The following is a 20497-nucleotide window of genomic DNA, read 5'->3' on the forward strand; positions in this document are numbered from 1 at the left end:
CGAGCACGACCCTCGACCGGCTTGTGGCTGGGCCGGACGGTTGAGAATACTGGGGCGATGCTCCCCCGCTTCCCCGATGGCGCCACGGCGGAGGAGGCGCGGGCAGTACTCGTCGCTGCCGGCTGGAACGAGGTCGGCGTGGGCGACTGGGCGTGGGTGCACGCTTCGCCCGACGGCAGCGTGGTTGCCCGAGTGACCCCGTTCGACCCGGCCTTCCGCCTGTTTGCGGACGCCTGCCTGGAAGGATGGACGAACCCGCTCCTCGTCCGCGTGGACGAACTGGTTCCACTTCGCCATAAGGGGTACGCGGTGATCATGGAGCGGCTTCACCCGGCGGATGAAGATCGCGCGCAGCGACTCGCGGCGGCTCTGACCATCGGTCCCGACGGCATACCAGCGCCGCCGGAGACGTCGGACGCCGGTCTTGCTGCCGACTCGGACGTCATTGATCTCCGGAATCGACTCGGAGAGCTCGTCGCCGAGGGCGACCGTCGCTTTCGCGTCTGGGGAGGTGCAGACATCCGACCCGCGAACATCCTGCAGTCGGTCGACGGTCAGCTCCGCGTCACCGATCCTGTGTTCGTCCGAGGCCTGGACATCTTCGAAGCCATCCGCGACGGCGACGCCGACCGGCTCGGAGACTTCTCCCGCGCGGACCTCCACGACTTCCTATCCATCCCGGTTTTTCCTCCCGGCCCGGAGACGGAAGCCCTCCGTCGCAAAGTGGACGCCCTCCTGACCTAGCCAGGTTCCGCAAGAGAGCTGCCCGCCGCGGACCCCTCGCATTCCCTGGGAACGGCCGAGAGGATGTCGGTATGAGCGATGAGCAGAGCGTCGTCCGCATGTGGCGCGGAGTGATCCGCACGTCGGACCGTGACGAGTATGTCGAGTACGTCGAGCGCACGGGCATCGAGGAGTACCGCTCGGTTCCGGGCAACCGCGATGCCTGGACGCTGACGCGCGAGCTTCCGGACGGCCTGACCGAGATCGTGACGGTCTCGCGGTGGGACAGCCTCCAGAGCATCCGCGGCTTCGCCGGCGACGACATCGAGAAGGCGGTCTACTACCCCGAAGACGACCGGTTCCTCGTCGAACGCGACGACACCGTGCGCCACTACGTGCAGCGCAGCTAGTCCCCCGCACTCCGCATCCCCGCTGTCAGCCTCACGCGAAAAGGGTGATGGCCGTGCCCCTTTCCCCTGCCACAATCGCGACATGACGACTCACGAGGGGGATGGGCGAGCATGACAATCGAGGCAACAAAAGGATCGGGCCTGACGACGGAAGAACTCGCCGAGGAATTGGCGCATGTCTCCACGCCAGACACGCTTTCGACGCCCTTCGGGGAGTTCGAATTCTTCGACGGAGTGCCGAAGCCCGAATCCGTGCAATCGATCTTCGACGGACTCGACCTCGTCCGCGGAATCACCGCATTCCTGAACACGGTTCCCGGCGCATCGCTCGTCGCGATGAGGCGCGGTCTGCGCTCCGCCGGGGTCGACTCCCCCGACAAGATCGGCTACACCGATCCGCGGTGCACCTCCACGCCGATCTTCCTGACTCCGAACACCGAGACCACGTACGGCGTCACGTTCCTCGATCTGAAGGCCTGGGGGCCCACGGTCATCGAAGCGCCGCCGCAGTCGCTGTGCGTCGTCGACGACTTCTGGTTCCGGTACGTCGCCGACATGGGAATCGCCGGGCCCGACCGGGGCGCGGGCGGCAAGTTCCTCTTCCTGCCCCCGGGCTACGACGGCGAGCGGCCCGACGGCTACTACACGTACGAATCGCCCACGTTCACGAACTTCGTGGTGATCCGCGCCCTCGGCGGGGTGCCGGCCATCAAGCAGTCGCGCATCTACCGGCTCAGCGACGCCGGCTCTCCGCCCGAGAACACGTTCGTGAACATCGGCGAGCAGGCCATCAACACGGTCCACGCCAACGACTTCTCGTTCTTCGAAGAGGTCGCCCAGCTCGTCGCCGAAGAGCCGACCACGGCCCTCGACCCCGAGCGCGCGGGCACGCTCGACGCGCTCGGCATCCATCACGGCACGCCGTTCGCACCCGACGACCACCTTCGCGGCATCCTCGACAACGCGGCTCAGATCGGCGCGGCGATGGCGCGAGCCACGCTCTACTCGGCCCGCGACCCGCAGTCGTTCCGGTGGGAGGGGTCGTCGTGGAAGGAGGGCTTCGTGGGCGGCAGCTACGAGTTCCTGAACGACGGCGCGCGCAACCTCAACGCGCGCACCCTGTTCCACTACGCGGCGACGGTGATCACGCCGGCGATGGCGCATGCGCAGGTGGGCGCCGGCTCGGCGTACATCTACACCGCGGAAGACGCCGACGGCGCCCTGCTCGACGGCGGCGCGACCTACACGCTGACGATCCCCGCGAACGCTCCGGCCAAGAACTTCTGGGCGATCGACGCGTACGACACCCAGACCCGGTCGCTGCTGCAATCCACCGCCTACCCGGCCGTGTCGAGCCTGTCGGAGGACATCCAGGCAGAGGATGACGGATCCCACGTGCTCTGGTTCGGGCCGACGGCACCCGAGGGCAGGGAATCCAACTGGATCCCGACGCTGCGGGGCAAGTCGTGGTGGCCGCTGCTGCGGCTCTACGGTCCTCTCGAGCCGTGGTTCGACATGACGTGGCGCCTGCCCGAGATCACCCGCGTGCAGGGCTGACGCGGTCGCCGCACCCACTCGACCCGTCCCGCTCGCGACACGGCGCTCGCCCGTCACATGTCGCGAGCGGGACGACTGCCCACCACACGTCCTCGCTAGGATGCACCCGTGTCCGAATCGAGCCTCGAGGCCCCGTCATCCGTGCGAAGCCTCAGCAGCCACCTGCTGTCGACGAAGACATCGATCAGACCGCGACGCGTGGGCGTGGTCAGCCGGCGCGACGTGATCGACCACGCCCGCGAGAGCGGTGCGAGTGTCGTCGCCGTCACCGCGCCGGCCGGCTACGGCAAGTCCACGATGCTCGCGGAGTGGGCGGCCGTCGAGAGCCGGCCCGTCGCCTGGGCGACGGTCGACGAGTTCGACGACGACCCCGTGGCTCTGCTCACGCTGCTCGCCACGGCGAGCGGACAGATCTCACCACGGGCGCGCGAGGTGTCGGAGGCCATGGGCGCCCTGGGGGCGGGGGTGCTCGGCCGATCTGCGCCCATGCTGGCCGAGGCGCTCGCCCAGGCACCGGCACCCTTCGTGCTGTTCGTCGATGACGTGCACGCCGCATCATCCGACGCGTGCCGTGACGCGCTCGAACTGGTGCTGGCCGGCGTCCCGGCGGGATCGCAGATCGTGCTCGCGAGCCGGCACGAGCAGCCCTACCTGGCGCGGCGTCGCGCAGACGGCGCGACGTTCGAGGTCGGCTCCGACGACCTCCGCATCGATCAGGAGGGTGCGCGCCGCATCTTCCGAGGCGCGAGTGTGGCCGTCTCCGACGAGGCACTCGCCATCGCGGTCGATCGCTGCGAGGGCTGGGCGACCGGCCTCTACCTCTGCGCCTTGGCGACCCGCGCCGGCTCGGACGTCGTGGCGATCAGCGGCGGGGAGCGCTTCGTCGCGGACTACCTGTACGGCGAGGGTCTCGCGGGTCTCTCCGATGAGCTGCGCGACTTCCTCCGGCGCACAGCGGTGCTCGACCAGATGTCGGGACCGTTGTGCGATGCGATGCTGCAGACGGATGACTCGCACGCGCTCCTGCGCGACCTCGAGGCCCGCGGGGTCTTCCTCGTGGCGCTCGACGGCGAGCGCCGCTGGTTCCGCTATCACGCGCTGTTCCGCGAGTTCCTGCTGACCGAGCTGTCTCGAGTCGAGTCATCCCGCATCGCCGAGCTGCATCTCCGCGCGGCGGAGTGGTTCGAACATGACGGTTCGCCCGAGCGCGCGATCGAGCACCTGCTGGCGGCGGGCGAACGCGGTCGGGCCGGCGTGCTGGTCGCCCAGCTGGCCATGCCCGCCTACCAGAGCGGGCGCATCGTCGTGCTCGACCGATGGCTGGACACGCTCGGCCGGTCGACGATCGAAGCGACGCCGGGTCTGCTCGCCATCGCCGCGTGGACGGCTCTCCTGGCCGGTCAGTCCCCCGCCGCCGAAGAGCGTGCGGCCGCCCTGGAGCGCTCGCGCGCAGAGTTCGCCACCGCGGACGAGGAGCTCACGTTCGAGTCGTCGCGTGCCATGGTCCGCGTCGCGATGTGTCTCAGCGGCCCCCCTCGACATCTCGCGGATGCCGAGCTCGCCGTGGCGAATGAGCCCCTCTGGAGTCCGTGGCGGGCGCCTGCGCTCTACCTGCTCGGGACGGCACTCGTGCTCGTGGGCGACGCTGCCGGCGCAGGACGCGCGTTCGCGGCATCCGTCGAGCGGGCAGCGCAGGCGGGCAACACGGCCGCCCACCTGCTCAGCCAATCGGAGCTGGCCATTCTCGCGTTGGACGGCGGAAAGATCGAGGATGCCGCACGCCACGCCCGCGGCGCGATGAGCGTGGTCGACGACAACCACCTCGACGGCTATCCGACGGCAACGCTCGCCCTGGCGGTCAGCGCACGTGTCGCGCTGCGCCACGGCGACGCCGCGGCATCCCAGCGCCTGCTGGCCCGCGCCATGCGTGCGCGCATCCAGTGCAACCACGTGATGCCGTTCGTGGCCATACGTGCCCGGCTGCAGCTGGCCAAGGTGTTCGCGGGATCCGGTGACGCGGCTGCGGCGCGGCAGCTGCTGAAGGAGGCCGACGACCTGCTGCAGCGCTGCCCGCAGGTCGCGGCTCTCGGCCCCGAAGTGATGGAGTTCCGTCAGTCGCTGGGCGATGGCTCCGGCACCGTGCTGGGACTCCCGCTCACCCCCGCCGAGATGCGGCTGCTCCCCTACCTGCAGACGCACCTCATGATCGCCGAGATCGGCCAGCGCCTGTTCATCTCGCGGAACACGGCCAGCACCGAGGTGAAGTCGATCTACCGCAAGCTCGGTGCGACCACGCGATCGGCGGCTGTGGACCGCGCGATCGAGCTCGGGCTGCTGGGCAGCGGGTAGCGGTGCAGCGATCCGGTCAGTAGAGGTCCAGCTCGACCCCCAGTGCCGAGGCGACCTTCGACGACGCTTTGACGATGCACGCGCGGCCGACGAGCGGCATGACGCTGTCGAGCACCCCGACGACCTCCGACGCCTGCGCGCCGGCGGCAATGGCCTCATCGACTTCGCGGTGGATGGAGGCCTCGGCCGCCGACACGGCGATGAGCGCACCGAGCCGCACGAGCGCGCGGGTCTTCGCGTCCACGAGGGAATCGCTGGTCGCGGCGCGATCCTCCGGGCCGGGGGCATCGATGCTCAGTCGCCGGAGGTGCTCCGCGTAGTCCATATCGACCCTCTCGGTCGCGTCCTTCGTGCCGCCACCGTCGAGCGGCGCGGCATCCGTGTCCAGTGAAGCAACGGGCGGCCGGCTCGGCGTCACACGATCCGTGTGATCTCTGGACGGATGCCGCCGAGCCGTGTCGACGCGCGGTCACCGCCATCGCGCGAGCGGCCGGCGAAGTTCACTCACCGTGGGTGAGTCGGTCGGCCGCGGCATCCGTCACCGTGGAAGTTCCAGAGGAAGGACATCCCATGACCGACCGCACCCTCGATGAACTCGGCCCCGTCGACTTCATCGTCGTCGAGTTCCCACCCGGCCACGCCAGCTTCACCGGTGAGATGGCGTCGGAGCTGCTCGCCCTCGTCGATGCCGGAACCATCCGCGTCATCGACATCCTGGTGCTCACGAAGGACGCCGACGGTTCCATCGAAGCGCTGGAGCTGTCGGAGCTCGACGATCTCGGGCCCCTGGTGCGCCTCGAGGCCGAACTCGCCGAGCTCCTCGCCGCGGACGACGTCGCGCATCTCGCCGCCGCCATGGACCCGGGCACGGTGGCCGGCGTGCTCGTCTACGAGAACCTGTGGAGCGCGGGCTTCGCCTCAGCCGCGCGTCGCGCGGGCGGCCAGCTCATCGCGAACGGCCGCATCCCGATCCAGTCCATCATCGCCTCGATCGAGGCGGACGAGACCGCCATCCAGATAGGAGCCTGACATGCTCGGACGAAGAGTAGGACGCGTGGGAGTCATCGGGGCTCCCGTCGCCAAGGCCGCCGTCGTCGGCGCGGCCGTCACGCCGGGCCCCTCGCCGGTCGCGAAGGCCGCCGTCGTCGGAGCCGCCGTCACGCCCGGCCGCTCCCCGGTCGCCACGGCCGCCGTTGTGGGCGCCGTCGCGACCCCGCGCCGCCGTCGCATCTAACGGTCTGCGCGTCGTCCCGCCGCTTCCGCCGTGGCGGGAGCGGCGGGCCTGTTACAGCCGCGAGATCCCCATGCCGACGATGAGCAGACCGATCACCACGAGGATCGCGCTGGTCAGCAGGCCGCCGTTGGTCTCCATCCACTGATGCGCCGCGACCAGCTTCGGCTGCATCCGCGTCGGCGAGGCGGCGGTGACGATGATCGGAAACGCGACGGTGGAGGCCGCGACCACGGTGTAGATGATCACCGGAACAACCGCCAGACGGACCGAGCCGGCGTCGGCGTACAGTGTCAAGCCGGCGGCCAGGGCGAGCACGATGCCCTTGGGCCGGAGATTCAGGATGAACCCCAGTCCGAACGCCGACCAGGCGCCCATGTTCGCCTCGGCCCGCATCCACTTCGGAGTCGTCGCCACCACTCCGCTCCGGCGTCGACGAAACCACGAGAGCACTCCGAGCACCATCGCCGCCACACCCAGAATGATCTCCACGATGGCGACGGCGGTGTCGGGCTGCCGCTCGAAGCGTGACGTGGGGAGCACGGTCGCGAACAGCGCGGCGATGGAGACCGTCACCAGGATGCCGATCACCCAGCCGACGAGAAACGGCACTGCCGAACGGGCACGATTCGGAGACAGCAGGATCAGGATCGTCATCACGATGGGGACGGAGCTGATGGCCACCGCGGCAGCGATGATCAGCAGGTGACCGATTGTCGACACGACCGCCCTTCCCAGCCCCGGTCCGCGTGCCGGACCCCTCATCGAAGTGAAGCACAAATCGGGCTCTCTCTGCGGCCTCGGCGATTTCGAGAGTTGGTCGGACGGATGCCGCCGGTCGCTGTGGGGACACCATCCATTCGCCCGGAATAACGCATCGGAATTGTCATCACCCGTGCGTGGTGAAGTGTCACGAATGTCGGAGAAGCAAATCTCATGCCCCTGATTCGACTCTTGGATTTTCATTGACACCGCACGAAAAGCGGGAGTAGGCATGGTCCGTACCGTCGTCGACGAACCCTCGCCAAGAGTCCGCCGCCGACCAGACCGGGCCCTGGGGGGTCCTTTGACGGCAGGGGAACTGAAGATGGCTGACGGTGTAAAGCGGCCGACGACGTCGGTTCACGCGAAGACGACGGGAATGTCCTGGATCACGATGGCGATCCTCATCGCCACTGCGGTCGCGAGCGTTCGAGGACTGCCGGCGATGGCCGGCTATGGCTGGGCCTCGATCTTCTTGTACGTCCTTCCCGCGATCGTGTTCATGATCCCAGTGGCGCTGGTCGCCGCGGAGCTCGCGAGCGGCTGGAAGGGCGGCGTCTTCGTCTGGGTCAAGGAGGCGTTCGGCGATCGGATCGGCTTCAGCGCGATCTGGCAGCAGTGGATGCAGAACGTGGTGTGGTATCCGGCTCAGCTGGCGTTCTTCGCGTCGGCGCTGGCATATGTCTTCAACCCCGCGCTGGCCAACAACGGCCTGTTCACCGGCCTTGTGATCCTGGTCGTGTATTGGCTGTCGACGTTCATCGCTTTCGGCGGGGTGAAGTCCTTCGCCGGCGTGGGCAAGTGGGGTTTCATCGCGGGCACGATCGTGCCGTCGCTGGGTCTGGTGCTCTTCGCCATCCTGTTCCTGAGCTCGGGCGGCAAATCGGAGCTCCCGCCTGCGTCCGAGGGGCAATGGCTTCCGACATGGACGGGCATTGCAAGCATCGTGCTGATCGTCAGCAACTTCCTCTCGTACGCAGGCATGGAGATGAACGCCGTGCACGTCAACGAGATGGACAAGCCGGGCAAGCAGTTCCCGAAGGCGATCCTGCTGTCGGCGATCATCATCCTGATCGTGTTCATCTTCCCGACGCTCGCGATCTCGGTCGGGGTGGATTCCTCAAGCATCAACTTGACGCAGGGTGTGCTGCAGGCGTTCGACGTGTTCTTCGGCCAGCTCGGCATGCCGTGGATGACGACGGTGATGGCGCTGCTGATCGTGTTCGGCATCCTCGCCTCCGTCGTGACGTGGATCCCCGGTCCGAGCAAGGGCCTGCTGCTGGTGGGACGTCAGGGTTACCTGCCGCCGAGCCTGCAGCGGACGAACAAGAACGGCATGCAGGTGCCGATCATGGTCGTGCAGGGCATCCTCGTGACGATCCTCGCCGTGCTGTTCGCGGTCGTGCCGTCGGTGCAGAGCGTGTTCTGGATCTTCTCGGCGATGGCCGTGCAGCTCTACCTGATCATGTACATGATGATGTTCCTCGCGGCACTCAAACTCCGCCGCTCGCACCCCGACGTGAAGCGCGGCTTCAAGACGCCGGCGATGGGCTTCATCGGCTGGCTCGGGTTCCTCGCGAGCCTGCTGGCCCTCCTGATCGGCTTCGTCGAGCCGGAGGGCAGCACCATGGGGCAGCTGGGCTACACGCTGCTGCTGGTGGGCGGCATCGTCGGTCTCGGAATCTGGCCGTTCATCATCTACGCCTTCCGCAAGGAGAGCTGGAAGGTCTACCCCGACGAAGACCACGAGCACAGCGAAGAAGAGGCCGGCGTCACCGCCGCGGAAGCCTCGACCCCGGCATCCACTCCCAAGACCGCGAACTGACATCGGAGACCACGAAAATGCTGCATAAGAAGGATGACGTCCGCGACGAGCTGCTCGATGAGGTCTTCGCCTCGGGAGACCTCTCGGTATCACTGCCGAAGTACCGGATGCCGCAGAAGGAACATCTCGCAGCCCACGCCTACCAGGTGGTGACCGACGAGCTGATGCTCGACGGCAACTCGCGCCAGAACCTCGCGACCTTCTGCCAGACGTGGCTCGAGCCGGAGATCCGCTCCATCATGGCGGACACGCTCGACAAGAACATGATCGACAAGGACGAGTACCCGCAGACGGCCGAGATCGAGGCGCGCTGCGTCCACATCCTCGCCGACCTCTGGAACTCCCCCGACGCCGAGAACACGCTCGGCACGTCGACGACGGGATCGAGCGAGGCGGCCATGCTCGGCGGCATGGCGCTGCTGTGGAACTGGCGGGCGCGTCAGCGTGAGGCGGGCAAGCCGACCGACAAGCCCAACATGATCTGCGGCCCGGTGCAGGTCTGCTGGCACAAGTTCGCGCGGTACTGGGACGTCGAGCTGCGCGAGATCCCGATGGAGGGCGACCGCTTCATCATGAACGCCGACGAGGTGATCAAGCGAGTCGACGAGAACACCATCGGGGTCGTGCCGACGCTCGGTGTCACCTTCACGGGCCAGTACGAGCCGGTGCACGAGGTGAGCGACGCGCTGGACAAGCTGCAGGAGGAGAAGGGGCTCGACATCCCGATCCACGTCGACGGCGCGAGCGGCGGCTTCATCGCCCCGTTCACGCTGCCCGAGCTGGTGTGGGACTTCCGGCTGCCGCGCGTGAAGTCGATCAACACGTCGGGCCACAAGTTCGGCCTGGCTCCGCTCGGCGTCGGCTGGGTCGTCTGGCGGGATGCCGCGGAACTGCCCGAGGACCTGATCTTCAACGTGAACTACCTCGGCGGCAACATGCCGACGTTCGCGCTGAACTTCTCGCGCCCGGGCGGCCAGATCGTCGCGCAGTATTACAACTTCATGCGACTGGGGCGCGAGGGGTACCGCAAGGTGCACCAGTCCTGCCACGATACGTCGATGTTCCTCGCCGAGGAGATCGCGAAGCTCGGCCACTTCGACATCATCAACAACGGAGGCGCGGAGTCCGGCATCCCGGCCGTGTCGTGGAAGCTCAAGGACGGCGTCGATCACCCGTTCACGCTGTTCGACCTCGCCGACCGGCTGCGCACGCGCGGCTGGCAGGTCCCCGCGTACACGATGCCGGCCGATCGGCAGGACCTTCCCGTGCAGCGGATCCTGGTGCGCCAGGGCTTCGGCCGCGACGAGGCGTCGCTGCTCATGGCCGACTACCGTGCGGCGATCGAGCACTTCGACAAGCACCCGATCGTCAACTCCATGACCGAAGAGGAAGCCGGCAGCTTCCACCACTGACGACAGTCGCCGGGCGATGACCTCCATCGGTTCGATGGGGCTCATCGCCCGGCTTCGTCGTTCAGGCGGCGTCGGCGAGTCGGGTGGTCGCCTCCGGCCGCGCTGCGAGCGCGGCGGCGGTGCGGACGATCGTCTGCTGCATGACCTCGACGGCCGGCGTCGGCGCGATGTCAGTCACACGCGCGATGCTGATCGTGCGGGTCAGCGTCGGCTCCGAGAGACGCACCGCACGCAGGCCCTTGCGCTCGATCATCACCATCGCCGGGACGATGGCCACGCCGATCCCTCGCTCCACGAACCGGAGCACGGCATCCATCTCCGCACCCTCGATGACCGCGCGCGGCGACAGTCCCGCCGCCTCGAAGGCGGCATCCGTCGTGCTGCGCAGGTCGTACGTCGCACTGAAGGCGACCTGCGGCAGCTCCGCGACCTCGCGAAGGGTGATGCTGTCGCGCGAGGTCAACGGCGGCGCGTCGCTGGATGAGATCACCACGAGCTCTTCGAGGAGCAGCGGGGTCACGGTGAATCTCTCGGTGGATGCCCCGCCGGACGTCGTGACCAGCGCGAGGTCCAGTTCGCCACCGGCGAGAGCGTCGAGCAGTCCGCGCGAACCCCGTTCGGTGATGTGCAGCTCGACTCCGGCGTGTGCCGCGTGGAACGCGCCCAGCACCTCGGCGACCAGGCTGATGCAGAGCGTCGGCGTGGCGCCGAGTCGCACACGCCCGCGCCGCAGCCCGGCCAGCGCGTCGAGCTCCCGACGCACGGACTCGGCGTCGGCCAGCATGCGGCGAGCCAGCGGCAGCAGTGACTCACCGGCCGACGTGAGCGTGCTGCCCGCTCGTGCGCGGTGGAAGAGCTCGGCGCCGAGGTCCTGTTCGAGCGTGCCGATCTGACGACTCAGCGAGGGCTGGGCGAGGTGCAGCTGCTCGGCGGCCCGCGTGAAGTTGCCCAGCTGGGCAACGGTGACGAAGGCGCGGAGCTGCTCGAGATTCACGGTTCATAGCGTACCGCTATTGATTCGACTGAAAAGATGCATTGGAGTAATTGACGGGAAGTTCTTACCGTGGGTGGGTGAGCACTTCAGAGCGCCAGCTTTCCACCACCGTCCTCGTCATCGGCACCGGGGGTTCCGGACTCCGCGCCGCCATCGAACTCGCCGAAGCCGGGGTCGACGTCATCGCCCTCGGTAAGCGTCCGAAGTCGGACGCCCACACCTCGTTGGCCGCCGGTGGCATCAACGCCGCCCTCGGCACCATGGATGCCGACGACAGCTGGCAGCAGCACGCTGCGGACACACTCAAAGAGAGCTATCTGCTCGCCAACCCCCACACCGTCGAGATCGTCACCTCGGGCGCCGCCCGCGGCATTGAAGACCTCGAGCGGTACGGCATGCCCTTCGCCCGCGAGGACGACGGGCGCATCTCGCAGCGCTTCTTCGGCGCGCACACCTACCGGCGCACCGCGTTCGCGGGCGACTACACCGGTCTCGAGATCCAGCGCACCCTCATCAACCGCGCGGCACAGCTGCAGGTGCCCATCCTCGACACGGTGTACGTCACGCGCATCCTCGTCAATGACGACGGCGCCGTCTTCGGAGCGTACGGCTTCGACCTCGAGGACGGCACTCGCTACCTGATCCACGCGGATGCCGTGATCCTCGCGGCGGGTGGCCACAACCGCATCTGGCGTCGCACCTCGTCGCGACGCGACGAGAACACCGGTGACTCGTTCCGCCTCGCCGTCGAAGCCGGCGGCAGGCTGCGCGACCCGGAGCTCGTCCAGTTCCACCCGAGCGGCATCATCGAGCCCGAGAACGCGGCGGGCACCCTCATCTCCGAGGCGGCCCGCGGCGAGGGCGGCATCCTGCGCAACGGCCTCGGCGAGCGTTTCATGCACCGCTACGACCCCGAGCGGTTGGAGCTCTCCACGCGCGATCGCGTTGCGCTGGCCTGCTACACCGAGATCAAGGAGGGGCGCGGAACCCCGAACGGCGGCGTCTGGCTGGATGTCTCGCACCTCCCCCGCGAGACGATCATGACGCGGCTGCCCCGCGTGTACCAGACGATGCTCGAGCTGCAGATGCTCGACATCACGCAGGAGCCGATCGAGATCGCGCCCACCGCGCACTACTCGATGGGCGGCGTCTGGGTGCGCTCGTCGGACCACTCCACCGACGTGCCCGGTCTGTACGCCATCGGCGAGGCCTCCTCGGGACTGCACGGCGCGAACCGCCTGGGCGGCAACTCGCTGATCGAGCTCTTGGTGTTCGGGCGCATCGTCGGGCAGGCTGCCGCGGAGTACTCCGCCTCGCTGCCGGCGCAGCGGCGCTCGGCGGCGGCCCTCGCCGCCGCGCGCTCCGAGATCTCGGAGCTGCTCGCCGCGTCGGGAACAGAGAACGTGCGGGCGCTGCAACGTGCCATCCGCGACACCATGACCGAGCACGCCGGCGTCGTGCGTGACGAACAGGGCCTCCTGACCGGCCTCGCCGAGCTCGACGCCATCGAGGCGCGGATGGCTGACATCGGCGTGCACCCCGACATCGCCGGCTACCACGACCTCGCTCACGCCTTCGACCTGAAGTCGGCGGCTCTCGCCGCCCGCGCGACCCTCGAAGCCGCGCTCGAACGCCGCGAGACCCGCGGCTGCCACAACCGCAGCGACTATCCCGAGCTCGATCCGGAGCTGCAGGTGAACCTCGTCTGGTCGCCGACGACCGGTGTCGTGCGCGAGCCGATCCCGCCGATTCCCACCGAGATCGCCGCGCTCATGCGCGAGGTGTCGGTGGCGGGCAAGCTCGTCGAGTAACGCCGTCTCGCGGGCAGCGCGGCACGTCACACACCGGTCACACGTAGCCTCAACAGCGCTTTCGATCACATGTAGCCCGTTCGCCGACATGCTGCAACCCCCAGAGGTGTCCGGGGGTCATGCGAGTAGAAAGGCAGAGTGAAGAGAGTGACGTACGCGGGAAGCGAATTCGTGACCGGGGATGACATCGCGTCGGCACTGCTCAGCTGCGGTCGAGCGCTGGCGGAGGCCGGCGAAGCCGAGGCAGTGACAGTTCCGTCATGGGAAGAGGGCACGGTCACCGGGGTGATGATACTCATCGGCCCGGCGAGCCAGATCGTCGTTCAAGACGCCCATATCGACGCCGATGAACTCATAGACGACAGCGCCATCGCGCGGCTGCACGCGATCGAGCGCCGTCTGAGGCCGGTTGCGGCGTTCGACGTCGACGGCCGGAGTGACAGCTGGGACGGCGACAATCGCAGTCAGGCCTGGGACGGCGAGATCTGACGGCCTGAGTATCTGACGGGCCCGAGTCTCCCGCTCCACCGAGCGGGCGGGCTACCAGCGCGCGCGAAGGCAGGCAGGGTCCGGTGGCCCGTCGACCGCGCGCTACTGCAGGCAGAACTCGTTGCCCTCGGGGTCCTTCATCTGGAAGTAGGTCTCGGGCCACGGACCCCACGTCTGGTCGACAAGCCGCACGACTTCGGCCCCCAGTGCGACGAGACGATCCTTCTCGGCGTCGAGCTCTTCGCGCGTCGGATGCCGGCCGGGTGTGGCGCTGATGTCGAGGTGCAGCCGGTTGCGCCCAGCCTTCGTTTCGTCGGCGTGGTGGAAGAACAGCCTGGGCCCCACGCCTTCGGGATCCTCGGCCATCCCCCGCTTGGCCAGATCCGCCTCCGTCAGTCCGGAGGCGAGCAGCTCGTCCTTCAGCGGCTCGTCCCATGTGGCCTGGGGATAGCCGAACACGGCGGCCCAGAAGCCGGCAAGCGCCGGAGGATCGTCGGCGTAGAACGTGATGTTCCCGAGTTTGCCGGCCATGACGACCTTCTCTCCCACGGCGTCGGGCCGCGACATCCGTCACCCTAGACCTTGGCACCGACACGTCTCAGCGGAAGTCCCTCGCGCGGTGCTGCACACCCACACGGAGGTCTTCGAACCGGTCGGCGATGAGGTTCGTCACCCCCTCGGTCGAACGCTCCAGGATGCCGCGGGCGATGAGCGCCGGAGAATCGCGCACGACCCGGCGATATCTGTTCCAGACCCCGAGCGAGCACACGACGTTCACGAGGCCGTGCTCGTCCTCGAGGTTGAGGAAGGTGATCCCGGATGCCGTGGCCGGCCGTTGCCGGTGGGTCACGAGTCCGGCGACCTCGACGCGGCGCCCGACTTCGTGGCTGCGCAGTTCGCGAGACGTCAGGACGCCGCGACCGTCGAGCCCGGAGCGGTAGTGCGTCAGCGGGTGGTCGTCGGTCGAGATGCCGGTGGCCCAGAGGTCGGCGGCCAGGCGCTCGTAGCTGGTGGGATCGGTGAACAGCGGCGGCTGCACCGCGATGAGGGAGTCCGGCAGGAACTCGGGGCGATCCTGCGCTGCGGAACCGGCCAGCCAGATCGCCTCGCGCCGGCTGAGGCTGAGGCACTCGAACGCTCCCGCGGTGGCGAGCGCCTCGACCTGTGTCGACGTGATGCTGGTGCGCCGCACCAGGTCGCGCTGGTCGCGGAACAGGCCACCGGCCTCGCGTGCCGCGACGATACGCTGCGCGATGGTCGTGCCGATGCCCTTGACCCCGGCGAGGCCGAGCCGCACCGCGTACCTGCTGTCGCGCCGATGCGCCGCCGACTCGTCTGGCGCGTCGAGGTCGAAGAGCCCGACCGGCGGCTGGTCGCGCTCGAGGCAGGAGTCCAGGCCTGTGGGCGCCGCGCCGTCGGTCTGCTCGAGCACGGCCTCGTCACCCGACAGGTGCAGGTCGGGACGACGCACCTCGACGCCGTGGTGACGTGCATCGCTCACGAGGGTCGCCGGGGAGTAGAAGCCCATCGGCTGCGCCCGCAGCAGCCCGGCGAGGAACGCCGCCGGGTAGTGCAGCTTGATCCACGAGCTGGCGTACACGAGCAGCGCGAACGACAGGGAGTGCGACTCGGCGAACCCGAAGTTCGCGAACGCCTGGATCTTGGCGTAGATCGCGTCGGCCTCCTCCCCCACGAGTCCGTTCTCGGCCATGCCCGCGTACAGCTTCTCTCTCAGCGAGTCGATGCGCTCCACTCCGCGCTTGGATCCCATCGCCCGTCGCAGCAGGTCGGCGTCCTCACCGGTGAGCCCGCCGACGGCCATGCCCATCTGCATGAGCTGCTCCTGGAACACCGGGATGCCGAGCGTGCGCTCGAGCACCGGCACGAGCTTGGGGTGGGCATAGGTCACCTTCTCCTGGCCGAGCTTGCGCTTGACGAACGGGTGCACCGCCCCGCCCTGGATGGGTCCGGGGCGGATGAGCGCGATCTCGATGACGAGGTCGTAGAACCGCCGCGGCTGCAGGCGCGGGAGAAGCCCCATCTGCGCACGCGACTCGACCTGGAAGACGCCGATCGAATCGGCGCGGCACAGCATGTCGTAGACCGCCTTCTCCTCCTTCGGGATGGTCGACAGCTCCCAGTCCTCCCCCGTCGAGGCGCGGATCATGTCGAAGCAGTACTGCAGGGCCGCCAGCATCCCGAGCCCCAGCAGGTCGAACTTCACAAGACCCATCCAGGCGGCGTCGTCCTTGTCCCACTGGATCACCGTGCGGTTCTCCATGCGGGCGTGCTCGATCGGCACGACCTCGCCCACCGGCCGGTCGGTGAGCACCATGCCGCCGGAGTGGATGCCGAGGTGCCGCGGCGCCTTGAGGAGCTCGGACGCGAACTCGAGCACCTGATCGGGGATGTCGTGGCCGGCACCCGTCTCGAGGAGTGCCCCCCACCCTTCGATCTGCTTCGACCAGGCGTCCTGCTGCCCCGGCGAATGCCCCAACGCCTTGGCCATGTCGCGCACGGCGTTCTTGGGCCGGTACTGGATGACGTTCGCGACCTGCGCGGCGCGGTCGCGCCCGTACTCCTGGTAGACCCACTGGATGATCTCCTCCCGACGATCGGAGTCGAAGTCGACGTCGATGTCGGGCTCCTCCTCGCGCAGGCTCGACAGGAACCGCTCGAAGGGCAGGTCGTAGCCGATCGCATCGACCGCCGTGATGTCGAGCAGATAGCAGATCGCGCTGTTGGCCGCCGACCCACGGCCTTGACACAGGATGCCGCGGCGCCGCGCCTCCTGGACGATGCCGTGCACGATCAGGAAGTACCCGGGGAAGTCCTTCAGCTCGATGACGCCGAGCTCCTTCTCGATGCGCGCCCGGTTCTCCTCGGTCAGGTGGGGGTACTTGCGCGGCACCGCATCCCATACGAGCGTGCGCAGCCACGACATCGGCGTGTGCCCCTCGGGCACCTTCTGCTTCGGCAGCGCGGGCTTGGCCTTGCGGAGCGGAAAGGCGAGCTCGTCGGCGAGCGTCACGGTGCGGGCCACGGCATCCGGGAATCTGACGAACCGCTCCGCCATCTCAGCGCCCGACCGCAGGTGCGCCCCGGCGTGCGCCGGAAGCCAGCCGTCGAGCTCGTCGAGCCCCCGGTTGGCACGCACCGCCGCGACCGCCGCGGCGAGCAGCTGCCGCTTCGGCACGGCGTAGTGCACGTTGTTCGTCGCCAGCAGCGGCAGCCCGCGCTCGCGCGCGAGCCCCGCGAGCACGTCGTTGTCGCGGGTGTCGAGCGGATTGCCGTGGTCGATGAGTTCGACGTGGACGGCGTCGCGCCCGAACAGCGTCACAAGGCGATCGAGCTCGCGGGCCGCGGCATCCGCCCCCGCCTTCCCCGACGCGGATGCCAGCGCGCGGCGCACGGCGCCCTTGCGGCACCCGGTGAGCACCGCCCACTCCCCGGCGGCCTGCGCGGCGAGCTCGTCGAGGTCGTAGACCGGACGCCCCTTCTCAGCGCCCTGCAGCTGTGCGTGCGTGATCGCGCCCGCCAGCCGGTGGTAGCCCTCCTCGCCGCGGGCGAGCACGAGCAGATGCGCGCCGGCCGGATCGGGCTCGCCGTTCTGCGGCTTCGGCAGCTCGAGCGACAGTTCGGCGCCGAACACGGTCTTCAGCTGCAGCGCCTCGGCGGCCTCGGCGAACCGGACGATGCCGTAGAAGCCGTCGTGGTCGGTGATCGCGAGGGCGTGCAGTCCGAGGCGCTCGGCCTCTTCGGCGAGCTCCTCCGGAGAGGAGGCGCCGTCGAGGAACGAGTACGACGAGTGCGCGTGCAGCTCGGCGTACGGGATGGCGTCCGCCGCACGCTCGATCTCGGGCGCGACGTACGGCCCGCGCTTGCGCGACCACGCCGGGCTGTCGCCCCCGTCCGCACCGACCGGCGGTGCCTCGGGCCTGCGGCGACCGCTCAGCACGCGCTCCATCTCGGACCACGGAACGCCCGGGTTGTTGAAGCCCATCAGCCCTCACCCGCCGTCGCTCGGGGCACGGGGAGTTCCGGCCCACCCGTCGGCGGCCTTCGACAAGCTCAGGGACCGGGGGGCAGTCGGGGCTCGGGGCGTTTCGTCAGTCATAGGTGGCCTCCGCGGTCCACGCGTCGCCGTCGCACACCAGCAGCCACGCCGACCCCTCGGCGTCGACGACCTGAAACCGGTACGCCCGCCGTGAGCGCGCGGCATCCCATCCCCGCTCGACCACGGGCCACGGCCCCGCCCAGGCCTCGATCGCCCGCCGGCGCCCGCTCTCGATGAAGAACGCGGGCACGGCGGCGACGTTGCCCCGCTCGTCGACATCGACGAGCTCGCCCCCGAGTGCCCGCACGTCGACCGGCACCGGATCGGCGAACACCGTCGTCGGCAGCGGATCGGGCAGGCTCCCCGGCCACGGTCGCGCGCGCTGCGCCGCGAGGCCGCCGGCGCCTGTCGTCTGCCGGTCGCGCTCGTCGCGGTCGCCCCAGGGCACGAGCACCTGGCGCTCCGCCAGCCACCGGCCGCCGCCGATCGCAGGTGTCAGCACACCCCGGTGCCCGAGCATCGCCTGCACGCGCGACAGCGCATGGTGCACCCGCTCCTCGGGGCCGCCCCCGAACAGCGCGGGAGCGTGATGGGATGCCGCATCCACCGCTTCGGGCGAGATCCGCACCAGGGTGACCCCGCTGCGCAGACCGCGCCCGGCGGCGTCACCGGCGCCGACGTCTTCGGCGAGCTGCCACCGCACGCGGTCGACGACCGCCGCGGCGTCGAACGAGCCGGGATGCAGCCACACCCGCTCACTGCGTTCCCCCCGGTCGCCCACGAGCTCGACCCGCAGCTCGGTGCAGACGAGGTCCACCGCACCCAGACCCGCGATGAAGTCGTCGGCGGTGACGCGCATGGCGAACGCCACCTGGTCGGCGATCTCGAGCGGCGGCTCGAACGCGACCTCGCGCTGCAGCTCGGGCGGCGGCGTGCGCGGCTGCACCGGCCGCGAGTCGTGCCCCGCGGCGAGGGCGTGCAGCCGGACGCCCCGCTCGCCGAACCGCTCGCGCACGCGGTCGGGCTCCATCGCGGCGAACCCGCCGAGCGTCTGCACACCCAGCCGGGCGAGGAGTCCCACGAGGTCCGCCGCCTCCTTCATCCCCGCTGCGCCCGCGCCGATCATCGCCGACGCGTCGAGCACGGCGACCGACAACGGCGCGAGGAATCCCGCCGCCCCGCCGGCGGGCACGACGAAGACCGGGTCGTCGGCGCTCGTGCCGCCGCGCGCCGCCTGCTCCGCCGTGAACGGGCCGTCGGCGATCCCCGCCCGCACCCCCTCGAGGCCGGCATCGCGCAAGGCGCCGATCAGCATGCGGGCGGCCTCGGTCTCGCCGCCGTAGTACCGCGCCGGGCCGCGGGCGCGCAGCGCGCACAGCCCTGGCCGCACCAGCTGAACGCCGGGCGCCCGCTCCTCGATCAGCGACACGATGGGCGCGAACGCGCGGTGATCGCGCGCGGCATCCGCGTTCACCAACGTGAGCCCCGGGCACCGCGCCTGCGCGTCGCGCCGTCGCTGCCCGCGACGCACCCCCTCGGCGCGCGCGGACGCCGAGCACGCGACCACGAGATTGCGCTCGACGACGGCGATCGGATGCCGCCACCCGTGCTCCGCACCCGACGGCGACGGGTCGGCCACGGCCGCGCCAGAAGCGGCCGCGCTAGGCAGCGGCACGCCAGGCAGCGGCACGCCCGCCGGCGATCTGCCAGGCAGCGGCGCGCCAGGCAGCGGCACGCCAGACGGCGACCTGTCAGAACGAGCTCCCCGTCTCGTACCTGCCCTCGCCTCCGGTCGCGCGCCCGGCCGAGGCCCCGTGCCGCGCTGCTCCGCGACCTCGTCCGGCTCGGAGCCCGGACGCTTTCCGATCGCGTCCGGCACCGAGCCCGGCCGCTGCGCGGCCGCACCCGCCTCCCGCTCGAGAGCCGTGACCGGCCAGTCTGGAAACCACAGCACGAGGCTCCGAACGGGCGTTCCCGGCGTCATGTCACCCCACCGCCCTGACCCGATGACCGAGCGAGACCTCGTACGCCGAGGCGGCGGCCGGATGCAGCGACTCGACAGGACGCATCCGCTCGGGCGCGGCGGAGACGTGGCCCGCCGCATCCGGGAGCATCACGTGAGCTCGCCGAGATCGCGGCCAGCGGCGGCTCGAGGAGGTGAGCGTCACCTCGCGACCCGAGAGGTAGCCGTGCCCGCGGCCGACGCCCTCCCATGCCGGCTCGCCGACCTCGATCACCGCCTCGGCCTGCGGCCACGGCCCCTGCACGAGCAGCACCGCACCGCGATCGCGCAGCCGCGCCGCCAGGCGGGAGATCTCGCCGTCGGCGGCGCGCCCGGCCGGACGCACCGCGACCACCGGCAGCACCTCGGCGACGGTCGAGGTCACCGCGAGCCAGCGCGCCCCCGGATCGGGAATCAGCACGAGCCGCGACAGATCGACGCCCAGGCCCTCGGCTGCCTCGGCGCCGAGTCGCGGCATCCCGATCACTCCGCACCATGATCCGGCCTGCGACGGCTGGGCGAGCAGCGCCAGCAGAACCGATGTCGACCGCGGGAGGGAGTAGGCCGATCCGGGACGCAGGCCGCCCCCGGGAAGCAGCGAGGCGAGGGCGGGATGCACCGGCAGCACCGGCGCGTCGAGCCGGCGTCCCTGCACCCGCTCGAGCTGGGCGCGCAGCTGTGCGACGGTGTTGGTCGACCCTGGACCCATGCCCGCATCTGCCGAAGCTGTTCTCCCCGCACGGAGGGCGGCAGGTTCGGGGGCCGTCGGCTCCTGGCCGACGGTCTCGTGCACGTGCTGTGCCGTGAGCTGCACGATCGCCCCCATTCCCACATGCTAGAACAGATGTTCTAGTCAATCAACCGCTGGGAACGAG

At 69.6% G+C, this 20497-nt stretch carries 17 protein-coding genes; 10 read left to right on the forward strand and 7 right to left on the reverse strand.

Annotated elements, in window-relative coordinates:
- Window positions 1–57 precede the first annotated feature (57 nt).
- The 4 genes from VIP82_RS15885 (at window position 58) to VIP82_RS15900 (ending at window position 5039) form a co-directional block, all read left to right on the forward strand.
- Window positions 58–744 (forward strand): hypothetical protein, encoded by a 687-nt coding sequence (locus VIP82_RS15885; RefSeq protein WP_331910322.1) that lies wholly within the window; start codon window positions 58–60, stop codon window positions 742–744.
- A 71-nt stretch (window positions 745–815) separates the two neighbouring features.
- Window positions 816–1133, forward strand: a complete 318-nt coding sequence (locus VIP82_RS15890; protein WP_331910324.1) for a hypothetical protein — start codon at window positions 816–818, stop codon at window positions 1131–1133.
- A 111-nt stretch (window positions 1134–1244) separates the two neighbouring features.
- Window positions 1245–2690, forward strand: coding sequence for a DUF1254 domain-containing protein (locus VIP82_RS15895; RefSeq protein ID WP_331910326.1), 1446 nt, complete (start codon window positions 1245–1247; stop codon window positions 2688–2690).
- 108 nt (window positions 2691–2798) lie between these two features.
- The gene (locus tag VIP82_RS15900) at window positions 2799–5039 is read left to right on the forward strand and encodes a helix-turn-helix transcriptional regulator (protein WP_331910328.1); all 2241 of its coding nucleotides are present in this window, start codon (window positions 2799–2801) and stop codon (window positions 5037–5039) included.
- Window positions 5040–5055: 16 nt separating this feature from the next.
- Here VIP82_RS15900 and VIP82_RS15905 read toward each other — a convergent pair whose 3' ends face one another.
- Window positions 5056–5457, reverse strand: a complete 402-nt coding sequence (locus VIP82_RS15905; RefSeq protein WP_331910330.1) for a hypothetical protein — start codon at window positions 5455–5457, stop codon at window positions 5056–5058.
- A gap of 152 nt (window positions 5458–5609) precedes the next feature.
- Here VIP82_RS15905 and VIP82_RS15910 point away from each other — a divergent pair, with 152 nt between their 5' ends.
- Both VIP82_RS15910 and VIP82_RS15915 read left to right on the forward strand, forming a co-directional pair.
- The gene (locus VIP82_RS15910) at window positions 5610–6068 is read left to right on the forward strand and encodes a DUF6325 family protein (protein ID WP_331910332.1); all 459 of its coding nucleotides are present in this window, start codon (window positions 5610–5612) and stop codon (window positions 6066–6068) included.
- 1 nt (window position 6069) lies between these two features.
- Entirely contained in the window at window positions 6070–6273 is a 204-nt protein-coding gene (locus VIP82_RS15915) for a hypothetical protein (protein WP_331910334.1), read from the forward strand.
- Between the two features lie 51 nt (window positions 6274–6324).
- Here the strand turns inward: VIP82_RS15915 and VIP82_RS15920 are convergent, their stop codons facing one another.
- A complete protein-coding gene (locus VIP82_RS15920; protein ID WP_331910336.1) occupies window positions 6325–7266 on the reverse strand; it encodes a GAP family protein in 942 nt (313 codons plus the stop codon).
- Between the two features lie 145 nt (window positions 7267–7411).
- Here VIP82_RS15920 and gadC point away from each other — a divergent pair, with 145 nt between their 5' ends.
- Both gadC and gad read left to right on the forward strand, forming a co-directional pair.
- Window positions 7412–8857, forward strand: a complete 1446-nt coding sequence (gadC, locus tag VIP82_RS15925) for a glutamate/gamma-aminobutyrate antiporter GadC (protein WP_331910338.1) — start codon at window positions 7412–7414, stop codon at window positions 8855–8857.
- A 17-nt stretch (window positions 8858–8874) separates the two neighbouring features.
- Window positions 8875–10269: a glutamate decarboxylase gene (gad, locus tag VIP82_RS15930; RefSeq protein ID WP_331910340.1), complete on the forward strand. Its 1395-nt coding sequence runs from the start codon at window positions 8875–8877 to the stop codon at window positions 10267–10269.
- Between the two features lie 61 nt (window positions 10270–10330).
- Here gad and VIP82_RS15935 read toward each other — a convergent pair whose 3' ends face one another.
- Window positions 10331–11263, reverse strand: coding sequence for a LysR family transcriptional regulator (locus VIP82_RS15935; RefSeq protein ID WP_331910342.1), 933 nt, complete (start codon window positions 11261–11263; stop codon window positions 10331–10333).
- 77 nt (window positions 11264–11340) lie between these two features.
- Between VIP82_RS15935 and VIP82_RS15940 the strand changes: the two genes are divergently transcribed.
- A complete protein-coding gene (locus VIP82_RS15940; protein WP_331910344.1) occupies window positions 11341–13074 on the forward strand; it encodes an L-aspartate oxidase in 1734 nt (577 codons plus the stop codon).
- 138 nt (window positions 13075–13212) lie between these two features.
- The gene (locus VIP82_RS15945) at window positions 13213–13563 is read left to right on the forward strand and encodes a hypothetical protein (protein ID WP_331910346.1); all 351 of its coding nucleotides are present in this window, start codon (window positions 13213–13215) and stop codon (window positions 13561–13563) included.
- Between the two features lie 102 nt (window positions 13564–13665).
- Here VIP82_RS15945 and VIP82_RS15950 read toward each other — a convergent pair whose 3' ends face one another.
- The 4 genes from VIP82_RS15950 to imuA' all read right to left on the reverse strand — a co-directional run bounded on the left by VIP82_RS15950 (window position 13666) and on the right by imuA' (window position 20448).
- Entirely contained in the window at window positions 13666–14130 is a 465-nt protein-coding gene (locus VIP82_RS15950; protein WP_331910348.1) for a VOC family protein, read from the reverse strand.
- A gap of 31 nt (window positions 14131–14161) precedes the next feature.
- Complete coding sequence (locus tag VIP82_RS15955) at window positions 14162–17566, reverse strand: error-prone DNA polymerase (protein WP_331910350.1); 3405 nt, start codon at window positions 17564–17566, stop codon at window positions 14162–14164.
- A 106-nt stretch (window positions 17567–17672) separates the two neighbouring features.
- Entirely contained in the window at window positions 17673–19259 is a 1587-nt protein-coding gene (locus tag VIP82_RS15960; RefSeq protein WP_331910352.1) for a Y-family DNA polymerase, read from the reverse strand.
- 346 nt (window positions 19260–19605) lie between these two features.
- Window positions 19606–20448: a DnaE2-dependent mutagenesis accessory factor ImuA' gene (imuA', locus tag VIP82_RS15965; protein ID WP_331910354.1), complete on the reverse strand. Its 843-nt coding sequence runs from the start codon at window positions 20446–20448 to the stop codon at window positions 19606–19608.
- Window positions 20449–20497 lie beyond the last annotated feature (49 nt).

This window comes from Microbacterium sp. (assembly GCF_036566905.1).
In the GTDB taxonomy this organism is placed as follows: domain Bacteria; phylum Actinomycetota; class Actinomycetes; order Actinomycetales; family Microbacteriaceae; genus Microbacterium.

Coding starts and splice junctions, on each gene's coding strand:
- gad (WP_331910340.1), top strand. CDS start 8,875: ATGCTGCATAAGAAGGATGACGTCCGCGACGAGCTGCTCGATGAGGTC.
- VIP82_RS15890 (WP_331910324.1), top strand. CDS start 816: ATGAGCGATGAGCAGAGCGTCGTCCGCATGTGGCGCGGAGTGATCCGC.
- VIP82_RS15915 (WP_331910334.1), top strand. CDS start 6,070: ATGCTCGGACGAAGAGTAGGACGCGTGGGAGTCATCGGGGCTCCCGTC.
- VIP82_RS15920 (WP_331910336.1), bottom strand. CDS start 7,266: ATGCCTACTCCCGCTTTTCGTGCGGTGTCAATGAAAATCCAAGAGTCG.
- imuA' (WP_331910354.1), bottom strand. CDS start 20,448: ATGGGGGCGATCGTGCAGCTCACGGCACAGCACGTGCACGAGACCGTC.
- VIP82_RS15885 (WP_331910322.1), top strand. CDS start 58: ATGCTCCCCCGCTTCCCCGATGGCGCCACGGCGGAGGAGGCGCGGGCA.
- gadC (WP_331910338.1), top strand. CDS start 7,412: ATGTCCTGGATCACGATGGCGATCCTCATCGCCACTGCGGTCGCGAGC.
- VIP82_RS15955 (WP_331910350.1), bottom strand. CDS start 17,566: ATGGGCTTCAACAACCCGGGCGTTCCGTGGTCCGAGATGGAGCGCGTG.
- VIP82_RS15910 (WP_331910332.1), top strand. CDS start 5,610: ATGACCGACCGCACCCTCGATGAACTCGGCCCCGTCGACTTCATCGTC.
- VIP82_RS15895 (WP_331910326.1), top strand. CDS start 1,245: ATGACAATCGAGGCAACAAAAGGATCGGGCCTGACGACGGAAGAACTC.
- VIP82_RS15950 (WP_331910348.1), bottom strand. CDS start 14,130: ATGTCGCGGCCCGACGCCGTGGGAGAGAAGGTCGTCATGGCCGGCAAA.